The following is a 13,134-nucleotide window of genomic DNA, read 5'->3' as shown; positions in this document are numbered from 1 at the left end:
CACAACTTACGCTGTGGATCTTCTAACTAACTCAAAATCTATCTTGGCCGGATCGTGCCTTCGTAAGCGCCTTCGGCAGTTCCTTCATTTGTGGTGACGTTAAAAGTCACTTTGTTTCCGTTTGGCGTGTTTAGGATCGTAACCGTTCCGCCGCTTAAATTGTAGCCCAGCGGATTCAAATCGGTCGTCACGGCACCCGACCAGAAATTGCTTTCTTCATGATACGTTGGGCTGTCACGCAAATTGTTGTAAGTAAACGTTCCTGTTGGGATGCTGCCGGTGTGGTCGGCGAAAATGATCTGTACATAATTGGCTGTTCCCGAGCCGCGGAAAAACAAATAGGTGTCGCCATCTGCGTATAAATATTCAGAATCGACAATCGCAAAAGTATTTCCGGCATACGTATATTTGTTCGGATTGTCTACCGTTGGCGACGCATTGTCGTCGTCTTTGCTGCAGCCTGTCGCAAAAACGATCGCGAACAGGATTGATAAAATGGAAGTTTTCATAGAATCAGATTTTATAGTTGTGATTTCTGATTCAAAACTACGCCGCGAATCGTGATGGTTTTCATCTGATTAAACCAACCGCGCTTTTTGGTAAATGAACTGCAAAAAAAATCCGCTTTGTTCTGCAACAAAGCGGATGTTATAAAGTGGAAACCGATTAATTTCTTCGGCCGCCCATGTAAATCATGATGTAATACAATAATGTTCCAAGCGAACCGATTGCGGCGACTACGTATGTCCGCGCTGCCCAGGTCAACGCATCTTTAGCGCCAGCCTGTTCTTCACGCGTCAGCATTCTTTTATTTTCGAGCCAGGCCAATGCGCGTCTGCTGGCGTCATATTCGACCGGAAGCGTGATGAATGCGAATAAAGTGGTTAAGGCAAAAACCACAATTCCGATCAATAACAATTGCGGAAAAGTGTTGATTAGTAAGATTCCGGCAATCAAGATCCACTGTACGATATTCGACGCGAAGGATACGGCGGGAACCAATGTGGAGCGCAAAGCCAGCCAACTGTAAGCAGTCGCGTGTTGGACTGCATGACCACATTCGTGTGCGGCAACTGCTGCAGCTGCGGCATTTCTTTGGTTGTAAACGGCTTCACTCAAATTGACTGTTTTGTCTGCAGGATTGTAATGGTCGGTCAAACGTCCTGGAGTGGAGATCACGCGTACATCGCGGATTCCGTTGTCAGCAAGCATTTTTTCGGCGATTTCGGCACCGCTCATTCCGTTTTGCAAATGCAGTTTGGAATATTTTTCAAATTTGCCCTGCAGGCGGTTGCTGACGGCCCAGCTTGCAAGCATGATCAATCCCATGATAATCCATCCAATATACATAGTTGTAGTTTTTTATGTTGTTTTTCGCAAGCATCAAATTTTGAACCACTTCAGGTTTATGGCAGGTTAATGAAATTTTGTCAGTTGGGCGTTGCGCTGCGCGCCGGGCTATCGGCTGCACGCGGTGCTTGCCTCTATCCCTAACGCGGATCTGCCAGATTCAGCATTTTAGCACTGACCTGCGTCAAGCAAACCAGTACAGCAATGTTGAATAACAGCAATTATTTTTAAAAATCAGCTATGCCAAGTTAATGATTTTTCCCGGAACATCTTTTTTATTTGAACCATTAAGATATTAAGTTTATTAAGCGCAACGCCTTCATTTTCTTAATCCCTTAATGGTTTAAAAAACGGCATTAAGGATAATTTGTTGTTGCATTTTTTAAGTTATTTTGTTGCAACAAATTTGCCTTTAAAATAAATCAGGCCTGCAAAAAACTGCAAGCCTGATATTTATGATTTTATACATTCGGGAAATATTATCCGACCAGGTTGATGATTTTTCCCGGAACGATAATCACTTTATTCGGCGTCCTGCCCTCGAGTTGTTTGATCGTACGTTCGTCTTTCATCACGATTTCCTCTATTTCTTCCTTGGATAAGTCCAACGGCAATTCGAGTGTAAAACGCATTTTCCCGTTAAACGAAACCGGATATTCTTTGCTGCTTTCAACCAAATGTTCGGCATTGAACTTTGGAAACGGCGCGGTGGAAATGCTCGTTTGATGTCCGAGTTTCTCCCACAATTCCTCAGCAATGTGCGGCGCGTAAGGCGAAATCAAAACCGCTAACGGTTCTAAAACCGACCGTTCGTGGCAATTCATCGCCGTCAGTTCATTTACCGCAATCATAAACTGGCTGACCGAAGTATTGAATGAAAATCCTTCAATGTCGTCCTGCACTTTTTTGATGGTTTTATGCAAGGTCTTCAACGCTTCTTTACTCGCCGGATTCGAATTGATAATCAATCCGTTATCATCAAAATACAGCTTCCAGAGTTTTTTTAAGAATCCGAAAACGCCGGTGATTCCTGCGGTGTTCCAGGGTTTTGCTTGTTCTAATGGACCGAGGAACATTTCGTATAAGCGCAACGTATCCGCACCGTATTCTTCGCATATATTATCTGGCGTGACGACGTTGTATTTGGATTTGGACATTTTTTCGACTTCGCGACAAACTCGGAATTTGCCGTTTGAATTTGTTAGAAAAATTGCGTCATCATAATCTTGATATAGTGGACGCTTTTTAAAATCTGTGATATTGAGCTCATTGGATGTATTCACAAGTGAAACATCAACATGTAACTTGTTTACATATTCAACCATATATGTCATTTCAGTTTTCTCATATACTCCCCACCTTTCTGCAAGTTTCTGATCTATTAATTCGCCTATCTTATCTGAAAGAGATTCCAACTCAATAAAATCATAACCATATCCATGTTTATCTTTTTCCTCGACAAATTCATTACTTATAAGCATTTCAATCTCAAAAAAATCCGTTTTAGTTTGCCCTTCAAGTAAGTTTGTTTTTTTTGTCCCAGTCAGTTTAGATTTATAGAAAAAAGCACTCATCCCCAAAATCATCCCCTGATTAATCAACTTCTTAAACGGTTCATCCTGGCTCACAAATCCGCGGTCTTTCAAAAATTTATTCCAAAAGCGCGAATACAGCAAATGCCCAGTCGCGTGCTCGCTTCCGCCAATGTACAAATCGACATTTTGCCAGTATTGCTCATCTTCCTTCGAAACAAATTCGTCATGATTATGCGGATCCATATAACGCAGCCAATACCACGAACTTCCCGCCCAGCCCGGCATGGTATTCAATTCCAATGGAAAGACCGTTTGGTTGTCGATCAAATCGTTGTTGACAACTGCATTAGTTTCGGTATTCCAAGCCCAAGTCGTAGAATTTCCAAGCGGCGGCTGCCCATCTTCCGTTGGCAAATATTTCTCTACTTCCGGCAAACGAATTGGCAAATATTGCGCGTCGATCATCTGCGGCAAGCCGTTCACATAATACACCGGAAACGGTTCGCCCCAATAGCGTTGGCGTGAAAAAACCGCATCACGCAAGCGGTAATTTGTTTTGCCTTTGCCTTGCCCGAGTTTTTCAAGTTCTTCGATCGCCTTTTTAGTCGCGTCTTTATAGTTTAATCCGTTTAGGAAATCGGAATTTGCAATTTCTACGTTGTCTTTTGAGCCATAGGCTTCCTTTGAAATATCCGCATTGGCGAAAATATTTTTAATCGGAAGCATGCCGTTTTTACCTTTGAAATGGTTCGCAAACGCATAATCGCGCTCGTCTCCGCAAGGAACGGCCATCACTGCGCCGGTTCCGTAACCCGCCAAAACATAATCGCCCACCCAAACCGGAATCGGCTCTTTTGTAAACGGATGTTCGGCATAAGCGCCGGTGAAAACACCAGAAATCGTTTTAACATCGGCCATTCGTTCACGTTCGGAACGTTTGGAAGTCGCTTCTACATATTGCTCGACAGATTCTCTCCATTCCGGAGTCGTGATCTTCGAAACCAATTCGTGTTCGGGAGCCAAAGTCATAAACGTCACACCGAAAATCGTATCGGGACGCGTCGTAAAAACGTCGATTTCATAACCGCTGTAATCGTTTCCGGACAACGCATAATCGACCGTACTTTTATTTTCTTCAGCATCGAGCACTTTGAAAGTCACCAGCGCACCAACCGATTTCCCGATCCAGTTTTCCTGTGAATCTTTTAGGGATTGCGTCCAGTCGATGTCCTTCAAACCGTCTAACAAACGTTGGGCGTAAGCTGAAATCCGCATGCTCCATTGGGTCATTTTTTTACGGATGACCGGAAAGCCGCCGCGTTCGGAAACACCGTTGATGATTTCGTCATTTGCGAGTACAGTTCCAAGTCCGGGGCACCAATTCACTTCGGTTTCAGCCAAATAAGTCAATCGGTATTGAAGCAATATTTTTTCCTGTTGTTCTTTTGAAAAATCATTCCATTGTTCAAATGAAAATGATTCGATATTGTCATCGGAAACCGCATTCACATTGGAGTTTCCAGCTTTTTGAAAAGCTTCAATTAAAGTGCAGATGCTTTCGGCTTTGTCAGAAGTTTTGTTGTACCACGAATTGAACAACTGGATAAAAATCCACTGTGTCCATTTGTAATATTCGGGTGAAGAAGTGCGCACTTCGCGATCCCAGTCGAACGAAAATCCAATTCTGTCAAGTTGTTGGCGGTAACGCGCAATATTTTCTTTCGTCGTTTTATCCGGATGCTGTCCGGTTTGGATCGCATATTGTTCAGCCGGCAATCCAAAACTGTCATAGCCTTGCGGATGCAACACATTAAAACCTTTGTGGCGTTTGTATCTTGCATAAATATCCGAAGCGATGTAACCCAGCGGATGCCCAACGTGCAAGCCGGCTCCCGAAGGATAAGGAAACATGTCGAGGACATAATATTTGGGTTTATGGGAATGGTTTTCGGCAGCGAAAGTTTGGTTTTCGGCCCAGTATTTTTGCCATCTGGCTTCGATTTCGTTCGGATTGTACTTCATAAAAAGTTTGTGAGTTGCTAAGTAACAAAGTGAAAAAGCTCCTGTCTTTGTCTGTAATGCGCGCAAATTTACGCTTATTGTACGAAAATTAAAACTTTGGGCGTTATAAACTGTGTTTAAAGAAATTCTTTATTATTTTTACGGCTTAATTCAGTATTTATGGCATCTTCATTCGAAAAATTTCAAAAACGGCGTTTGATTTCTTCTTACTTTTCGGTCGTTTTAAGTATTTTTCTCGTCCTTTTTTTATTGGGGATTTTAGGCTTGTTCATCATCAATTCGAAGCGTCTTTCTGATAATTTTAAGGAAGAGATCGCGATGACTGTTTTCTTTAAAAATGAAGCCAATGACACGATTATTAAGTCTTTCGACCAACAGTTGAAAGCAGAACCGTTTGTAAGATCGTTTGTTTATGTGCCGAAAGAAGTGGCTGCGAAACAACACCAGGATATTATTGGCGAGGATTTTATGACATTTTTGGGCATGAATCCGTTACAAAATTCGTTTGACATCCATTTAAAAGCCGATTATATCAATGCCGATCAGATCCGGAAAATTGAAAGCAGCCTGCGCACCAACGACATGGTTTCGGATATTGTTTACGACAAACAACTTGTAAGCCTTGTAAACGACAACATCCAAAAAGTAAGTTTGTGGATCTTGATCGCCAGCGGATTCTTAACTTTAGTCGCCGTTTTACTGATCAACAGCTCCATGCGCTTGTCGATTTATTCGAACCGGTTCATTATTAAAACGATGCAAATGGTGGGCGCGACGAAGTCATTTATCAGGAAACCTTTTATCTGGAGAAGTGTAAAGCTTGGATTTATAGGTGCGGTTTTGGCCGTTTTGGCTTTGATCGGATTGCTGTTTTATCTCGACAACAATTTCCCCGGACTCGGACTTTTACAGAATCAGTTGCTTGTAGGCATGGTGCTTTTGGCCGTTTTCTTCGTCGGAATCTTTATCAGTTGGATCAGTACCTTTTTCGCAACACAACGCTTTTTGAATTTACGAACAGACGATTTATATTAATTTCAGATTTTAAATCCGAAACATAAAATTACCTTATGAAAGACACGAATAAAGAACATTCTGATTTTCTTTTTGACAAAGTCAACTACAAGATCCTTTTGATCGGGATTGCAGTCATTGCACTCGGATTTATCCTGATGGCTGGCGGCGGAAGCGATGATCCGAAAGTTTTCAGTGAAGATATTTTCAATTTCCGAAGAATCCGCTTGGCGCCAACGACCGTTTTGATCGGATTCGGAATTACGATCTGGTCGATCCTGAAAAATCCAAAAAAAGACAATTAAGATTGCCGCAATCTGCGTAAATCGTAAATCAAACATCGTAAATTTTAATGAATACTTTACAAGCCATTGTTCTTGCGATTATCGAAGGACTTACTGAATTTTTACCGGTTTCTTCCACCGGGCACATGATCATCGCAAGTTCTTTTTTCGGGATTGCACATGACGATTTTACGAAATTATTTACGATTGTGATTCAGCTCGGCGCAATTTTATCAGTTGTCGTTCTGTATTTCAAACGCTTTTTCCAGACTTTGGATTTTTACTTTAAATTGCTGGTTGCGTTTATTCCGGCCGTGATTTTAGGATTACTGTTGAGCGATTTCATTGACGGATTGCTTGAAAATCCGGTAACTGTTGCTGTTTCTTTAGTTCTTGGCGGAATCATTTTACTGAAAGTTGACGAATGGTTTAAGGACACTTCAGGATCAGAAAATTCTACAGCAATTACTTATCCAACCGCTTTGAAAATCGGATTGTTCCAATGTTTGGCGATGATTCCGGGTGTTTCCCGAAGCGGCGCGAGCATTGTTGGCGGAATGTCGCAGAAATTATCCCGAAAAACCGCAGCTGAATTCTCCTTCTTTTTAGCGGTTCCAACCATGTTTGGCGCCACCGCTAAAAAATGCTACGATTATTATAAAGACGGATTTGTTTTGTCGCACGACCAGATCAATTTTCTGATTATTGGAAACGTTGTCGCTTTTATTGTTGCGATGCTCGCCATCAAAACCTTTATTGGATTCCTGAATAAAAACGGTTTTAAAGTGTTTGGTTATTACCGAATCATTGCAGGACTTATTTTACTTGCGATCCACTTTTTTATTCATCCGCTAACGATCATTTAATGACTGCCGAAGACTATCAAAACGGCCAGATCCTGTTGATTGACAAAGGATTGCATTGGACGTCTTTTCAGGCGGTCAATAAAATGAAATGGCTTTTAAAGAGCAAACTTGACTTAAAAAAAATAAAGATCGGCCACGCCGGAACGCTCGATCCATTGGCAACCGGCCTGCTTTTGGTCTGCACGGGAAAATTCACCAAAAGGATTTCTGAACTTCAGGGACAAATTAAAGAATACACGGGAACGTTTTACATTGGTGCCACGACGCCATCATACGATCTTGAAACCGAAATCAATGAAACCTTTCCAACCGATCATATTTCAGAGGACTTAATCCGCGAAACAACGAAGCAATTCCTTGGCGAAATCGATCAGAAACCTCCCATTTTCTCAGCGATCAAAAAAGACGGAAAACGTTTGTACGAACATGCCCGAGCAGGCGAAGAAGTTGAAATCGCGTTTCGGAAAACGACCGTCCACGAATTTGAAATTACGAGAATTGCACTTCCCGAAATAGACTTCCGAGTGGTCTGCAGCAAAGGAACTTACATCCGTTCGCTGGCTTTTGATTTCGGGCAAGCATTAGAATCGGGCGCACATTTAACGGCCTTGCGCCGTACAAAAATCGGAGATTACAATGTCAATGATGCGATGGATATTATACAGTTTGAAAATTCATTTGGTCCAGATTCAACATCATTGTAACGAGTTCGTTCTGCGTAGAAATTCCTTTGTCATGCAGATACCACAATTGCAGTTCGGTTTTCGCCGTTTCATCAAGCACCCCATATTGCCGTTTGTAGCTTTGAATTAAATCGGAAGCGCCTTTTGGCCTCGGGCCCCAATTTCCCAACGTGTTTTTAGATGCTTCATCAAGCACGATCAATTTTGGGATCGCCTTTCCGCCATTGGTCAGGAACATAGTCATCAACGCTTCATTTTCATCTCTGAACACAATTTTCAAATCAATGTTTGGTGTGATCACGGCTAATTTATTGAGTATCGGAAGAATCTGAGCTGCATCGCCACACCAGCCTTCAGACAAAACCAGCCAGGTATATTTGCTTTTTAAAGTTAGCAGTTTCTGGATATTTTCTTCAAAAATCACCGTCTTTTTATCGAGTCGGTTCATCCGCGCTTCGTTAAGTTCAGAATAATGCGTCAACGCTTCCGACTGCTGGTTTCCGGAAGATTTTCCTTGTTTCAGCAAATTCGAAACCACCGTTCGGTATTTTACATACGAATGGCTTTTAAGCAGGCTTTCGGCAACAGCAACTTTCATTATCTTGAATTTTAGACAACAAATTTACCATTTTAAAAACATTTTATAGCTATTGTTGGGTTGCGCTTAACATCTTTTGAAAAAACCATTAAGTTCATTAAGTTCATTAAGCGCGACGAATCTTAATGAACTTAATGCCCTTCATGGTTAAAAATTTAAAGGTTTATTTGCTCCTCAACATTTTTTAACGACGCTGTTTCACAAAATCAGAATATAACTATATTTGCACTCTAAAAACAACACATCTAAAAATGAAATATAAAAGAATCCTCCTGAAATTAAGCGGTGAAGCTTTAATGGGCGACCGCCAATACGGGATCGATCCGGCAAGACTGGCTGAATATGCCGAAGAAATCAAGCAAATCCACGACAAAGGCGTCCAGATTGCAATTGTCATCGGAGGCGGAAATATCTTTCGCGGCGTAGCCGGAGCCAGCAACGGCATGGACCGTGTTCAGGGCGATTACATGGGAATGCTTGCCACCGTAATCAACGGAATGGCGCTACAAGGCGCACTCGAAGACAAAGGCATGCTCACGCGTTTGCAAACCGCACTCAAAATCGAAGCGATCGCCGAGCCTTACATCAAAAGAAGAGCCGTTCGCCACCTCGAAAAAGGCAGAATTGTCATCTTCGGAGCCGGAACCGGAAATCCATACTTCACAACCGATACTGCTGCTGTTTTGCGCGGGGTTGAAATCCACGCCGACGTGATTTTAAAAGGCACAAGAGTAGACGGCATTTACACCGCAGATCCCGAAAAAGATCCTACAGCGACAAAATTCGACACGCTTTCATTCACCGATGTTTTGGCAAAAGGCCTCAATGTCATGGACACGACCGCATTCACACTCAGCCAGGAAAACGAATTGCCAATCCTGGTATTCGACATGAACAAAAAAGGAAACCTCACAAAAATTTGTGAAGGCGAAAATATCGGAACCTTAGTAAGCGTTTAAGGAAGCATTTTTAGGAGCTTTTTCCTGCTGTACGTTACAATCTTTTTTAATTATGATTTCCCCTACGCGATGCTTCGGGGCAATCCTAAAAAAAAAGGATTTCCACTGCCATCAGGGCTAGGGCTTTGAGTTCCAAATTAAAAGTTGTCAAACGACAAAAATCAGAAACAATGACCGAAGAAATTGATTTTATTTTAGACAGTACAGAAGAATCCATGAGCGGTTCTATTGCGCATCTCGAAAAAGAATTTTTAAACATCCGCGCAGGAAAAGCAAGCCCGGCGATGCTTGGTGCTGTTTTCGTAGATTATTACGGATCGGCAACACCATTGTCGCAAGTGGCAAACATTAATGTTCCCGACGCAAGGACGATTACCGTTCAGCCGTGGGAAAAAGCAATGCTGCATCCGATCGAAAAAGCGATCATGATTGCAAATCTCGGGTTCAATCCAATGAACAATGGCGACAACATCATCATCAACGTTCCTGCCTTGACTGAAGAACGCCGCCGCGACCTCGCTAAACAAGCAAAAGTGGAAGCTGAAGACGCAAAAGTTGGAATCCGCAATGCACGAAAAGATGCAAACACCGAAATCAAAAAACTTGAAAAAGAAGGCACTTCTGAAGACATCTGCAAAAGCGCAGAAGACGAAGTCCAAAACTTAACAAACAGTTACATCAAAAAAGTCGACGAAGTTTTGGCGCTTAAAGAAGCCGAAATCATGAAAGTCTGATTTTCACAAATGTTTTATAAAATCCGCCTCACGCGGATTTTTGTTTTTATAGACTTTGTATCTTGTACGACATCCGAATTCCACTCGCCTTTATGAAGAAAATCGCGTTGCTGCTGTTCTTTTTTTCGTTTGCCGCCCAGGCACAATTCCGCATTAACGGAATCGTGAAAGATGCTTCGACTAAAAAAGTGTTGCCGTTTGCGACAGTTTCAATCGGAAAGATTTCGGCTATTACAGATGTCGATGGAAAATTCGGAATCAACTCAAAAGATTCCATTGCCATTTTAAACATTTCTTACATCGGCTTTTACAAAACTGGAGTTGCCGTAAACAATCCAAAAAAATTCTACACCGTTTTCCTCGAACCTGAAATTGGAAATCTCGATGAAGTGGCAGTCTCGAATAAAAATCCGGCGCTTGAAATCATCCGGAAAACCATCAGAAATAAAACGGCAAACGATCCTGAAAAAAAAGCCAGCAGCTTCGAATTCAAAGCTTACAACAAACTGATTATTACTGCAAATCCCGATTCTGTCAGCGGCAGCATCGACTCCATATTCGTCCGGCGAAACGGCATTCAGAAACTAAAAAAAATAGATTCATCGGATTATAAATTCAAGAAAGTCATCAAAAACCAGCATTTGTTCCAGACGGAAAAAGTTTCCGAATACGAATTTGCCGATAAAACGCTCAAAGAAACCGTACTTGCCACAAAAATGGCCGGTTTCAAACATCCGATCTACGAAATCATGGCGTTTAATTTACAATCGTTTTCAGTGTATGACAACCGCTACGAGTTGTTCGAAACTAAATACAACAGCCCGATTTCTGACGATTCATACAACGATTACAACTTTAAATTGCTCGACAGTACAACCATCGATAATCGGAAAGTATACATGATTTACTTTAAAAACCGCTTAAAGCGAAAAGCCGCCGGACTCGAAGGCATGCTCTTCATCGACAGCCGGAATTTCGCAATTGCAAAAGCGATCATGCGCATCAAAGGCGTTTTAGACATCAGCGGCACGCATGAATTTACGTATCTCGAAAAGGAAAATTTGTGGTTTCCGACAAATAAAAACTTTAAGGTTGTCAAAGGAAAAAACAGCCAGGACATTCATTTTCTGGGCGAGACTTTAAAATTCGATACCGAAGACAACAACCAGAATGTGCCTCGCCAACGCTTTGCTTCTGATTTTACTTATGTCTTATCAGAAACCAATTATTTCGACATCCAATACAACAATCCAATCAAGGTCAGGAATCCATTTATTTCCATAGAAGTCAAAGACGACGCAGAAAACAAACCCGAAAGTTTCTGGAACAAATTCCGAAAAGACAGCCTAGACGTGCGCAGCCGCAAAACATATTTCGCACTGGACAGCATTGTTGGCAAAGAACGCATCGAAACAAGACTGTTTCAAGGCAGGAAATTACTGAACGGTTATGTGCCGTTTGGCCAATTTGACTTGGCGCTGCGTTCGCTTTTAAGCTACAACAATTACGAAGGTTTTCGTGTTGGAATTGGTGGACGAACAAATGAAAAATTCTCCAGAAAATATAAAATCGAAGGTTATACTGCTTACGGAACCAAAGATGGAAATTTCAAATACAATCTCAGTTTCAGCACCAGAATCGGCAAGTTTTCAAGCTCCTGGATCGGACTTTCCTATACTGATGATTTGCGTGAAATTGCAAGCACATCATTCGCAATTGATCCGAAAGGTTTTAAATTATATGATCCGAGGCCTATTAACTTAAGTACGTTTTACGGTTATCAAAGCTGGAAAATATTCCTGGAAACCAAAATCATCCCAAAAACTGAAAGCATCTGGCAACTCGATTACAGTACGGTCGAGCCAAAATTCAGTTACATTTTCAATTATAATGATGCATCGTACCAAAGCTACACGATAACAATCGCCCAGGCGGCGCTGCAATGGAACCCGTTTAGCGATTACATGCAAACGCCTTACGGCAGACTGGAAGTCAAGAAAAGGTTTCCGAGATTTACGTTTCAATTTACACAGGCTTTGCCAAAGATCCTCGCAAATGATTTTGTTTTCAGCAAACTCGATTTTCGTACGGAATATGAAAAAAACTTCATGAACGGTCAGAAAACGACATTATTGCTCGAAGCCGGTTATGCCTATGGTGATGTGCCGCTGACGCATTTGTACAACATCAGCCCGAATAATTTGAATAAAAACGGTTTGCTGCAGCGGATTACAATTGGCGGTAGAAATAGTTTTGAGACGATGTTTTTCAACGAATTTTTCTCCAGTAAATATGCGTTCATCCAAATGAAACACGCTTTTCCGCGCATTCCGATCATTGGAAACATCAAGCCTTCACCGGTTTTTGTAACCCGAATTGCTTATGGCGGACTCGAAAAACCGGAGCAACATTCCGGAATCGATTACAAAACACTTGAAAACGGCTATTATGAATCGGGCATAGAAATCAACCAGATTTACAGCGTTTTGGGACTATCTGCGTTTTACAGATATGGCGGAAACCAACTGCCGCGCTTTGAAGACAACATCGCGATCAAGCTGACTTTTGTGCTGAACCTGGGCATTTGATGTACGATTTTTGAACGCCGATCATGTAAATCGTACATCTGAAATCGTAAATCAGTTTACCTGAATTTATATCCAATTCCAAACGTCCATAACATCTTGTCTTTCGAGTCGTAGCCGTAATACGGCGTGATCAGCATCCATTTTTTGTATTCGACAATGGGCGAAACGGCCAGTCTTGGCACCGCTTTTTTATCCATAATAATCAACGATGGAAAAGCACCGACTCCGATTTTGAAGTCTTTTATTTTTAGTTTGAGGCTTGGGCCGCCGACATTGATTCCGACAATTCCGTCACCGACAGAAATACCGATCATGCCTTCAAGTGTAAGATTGATTTGCTTTTCAGCTTTAGTTTCAGTTGCCGGAATTTGTGTAACTGGCTGCGTAGGATTTTGCGTTTGGGCGAATGCAAATGTGCTTAGAAAAAGCATTGGAATGCCGATCCAAAAAGTTTTGAATGTTTTCATTTAGAAAATGCGATTGGTGATGGAACGCGGATTG

Annotated in this window: 12 protein-coding genes; 7 read left to right on the top strand and 5 right to left on the bottom strand. The window is 41.9% G+C overall.

All coding sequences use genetic code 11. From position 1 onward, the window contains the following. Positions 1 to 38: 38 nt before the first annotated feature. The 3 genes from BLS32_RS14085 to BLS32_RS14075 all read right to left on the bottom strand — a co-directional run bounded on the left by BLS32_RS14085 (position 39) and on the right by BLS32_RS14075 (position 4,907). A complete protein-coding gene (locus tag BLS32_RS14085) occupies positions 39 to 509 on the bottom strand; it encodes a flagellar basal body L-ring protein FlgH (RefSeq protein ID WP_091397195.1) in 471 nt (156 codons plus the stop codon). Positions 510 to 666: 157 nt separating this feature from the next. Then, positions 667 to 1,350, bottom strand: a complete 684-nt coding sequence (locus tag BLS32_RS14080) for a zinc metallopeptidase (RefSeq protein WP_091397191.1) — start codon at positions 1,348 to 1,350, stop codon at positions 667 to 669. Between the two features lie 479 nt (positions 1,351 to 1,829). Beyond that, on the bottom strand, positions 1,830 to 4,907 hold the full coding sequence (locus tag BLS32_RS14075) for a leucine--tRNA ligase (protein WP_091397188.1): 3,078 nt from the start codon (positions 4,905 to 4,907) through the stop codon (positions 1,830 to 1,832). A gap of 159 nt (positions 4,908 to 5,066) precedes the next feature. Here BLS32_RS14075 and BLS32_RS14070 point away from each other — a divergent pair, with 159 nt between their 5' ends. From BLS32_RS14070 to truB, 4 genes are read left to right on the top strand one after another with little or no spacing between them, the layout of a single operon-like run. Further along, entirely contained in the window at positions 5,067 to 5,942 is an 876-nt protein-coding gene (locus tag BLS32_RS14070) for a cell division protein FtsX (protein WP_091397185.1), read from the top strand. Positions 5,943 to 5,977: 35 nt separating this feature from the next. Beyond that, a complete protein-coding gene (locus BLS32_RS14065) occupies positions 5,978 to 6,226 on the top strand; it encodes a DUF3098 domain-containing protein (protein ID WP_091397183.1) in 249 nt (82 codons plus the stop codon). Between the two features lie 47 nt (positions 6,227 to 6,273). Continuing rightward, positions 6,274 to 7,071: an undecaprenyl-diphosphate phosphatase gene (locus BLS32_RS14060; RefSeq protein ID WP_091397180.1), complete on the top strand. Its 798-nt coding sequence runs from the start codon at positions 6,274 to 6,276 to the stop codon at positions 7,069 to 7,071. Further along, positions 7,071 to 7,775, top strand: a complete 705-nt coding sequence (gene truB / locus BLS32_RS14055) for a tRNA pseudouridine(55) synthase TruB (protein WP_091397179.1) — start codon at positions 7,071 to 7,073, stop codon at positions 7,773 to 7,775. Before BLS32_RS14060 ends, truB begins: the two co-directional genes overlap by 1 nt. Here truB and BLS32_RS14050 read toward each other — a convergent pair. After that, entirely contained in the window at positions 7,729 to 8,352 is a 624-nt protein-coding gene (locus BLS32_RS14050; protein WP_091397175.1) for a thioredoxin family protein, read from the bottom strand. The two genes, truB and BLS32_RS14050, sit on opposite strands and share 47 nt — an antisense overlap. Positions 8,353 to 8,603: 251 nt before the next feature. Between BLS32_RS14050 and pyrH the strand changes: the two genes are divergently transcribed. The 3 genes from pyrH to BLS32_RS14035 all read left to right on the top strand — a co-directional run bounded on the left by pyrH (position 8,604) and on the right by BLS32_RS14035 (position 12,633). Further along, positions 8,604 to 9,311 (top strand): UMP kinase, encoded by a 708-nt coding sequence (gene pyrH / locus BLS32_RS14045; RefSeq protein ID WP_091397174.1) that lies wholly within the window; start codon positions 8,604 to 8,606, stop codon positions 9,309 to 9,311. 170 nt (positions 9,312 to 9,481) lie between these two features. Continuing rightward, the gene (gene frr, locus BLS32_RS14040) at positions 9,482 to 10,045 is read left to right on the top strand and encodes a ribosome recycling factor (RefSeq protein ID WP_091397727.1); all 564 of its coding nucleotides are present in this window, start codon (positions 9,482 to 9,484) and stop codon (positions 10,043 to 10,045) included. 92 nt (positions 10,046 to 10,137) lie between these two features. After that, a complete protein-coding gene (locus BLS32_RS14035) occupies positions 10,138 to 12,633 on the top strand; it encodes a DUF5686 family protein (RefSeq protein WP_091397171.1) in 2,496 nt (831 codons plus the stop codon). A gap of 56 nt (positions 12,634 to 12,689) precedes the next feature. Here BLS32_RS14035 and BLS32_RS14030 read toward each other — a convergent pair whose 3' ends face one another. Next, positions 12,690 to 13,100, bottom strand: coding sequence for a hypothetical protein (locus tag BLS32_RS14030; protein WP_091397169.1), 411 nt, complete (start codon positions 13,098 to 13,100; stop codon positions 12,690 to 12,692). Positions 13,101 to 13,134 lie beyond the last annotated feature (34 nt).

Origin of the sequence: Flavobacterium noncentrifugens (assembly GCF_900100375.1) — a bacterium.
In the GTDB taxonomy this organism is placed as follows: Bacteria; Bacteroidota; Bacteroidia; order Flavobacteriales; family Flavobacteriaceae; genus Flavobacterium; species Flavobacterium noncentrifugens.
This window is presented reverse-complemented; position numbering and strand designations above follow the sequence as displayed.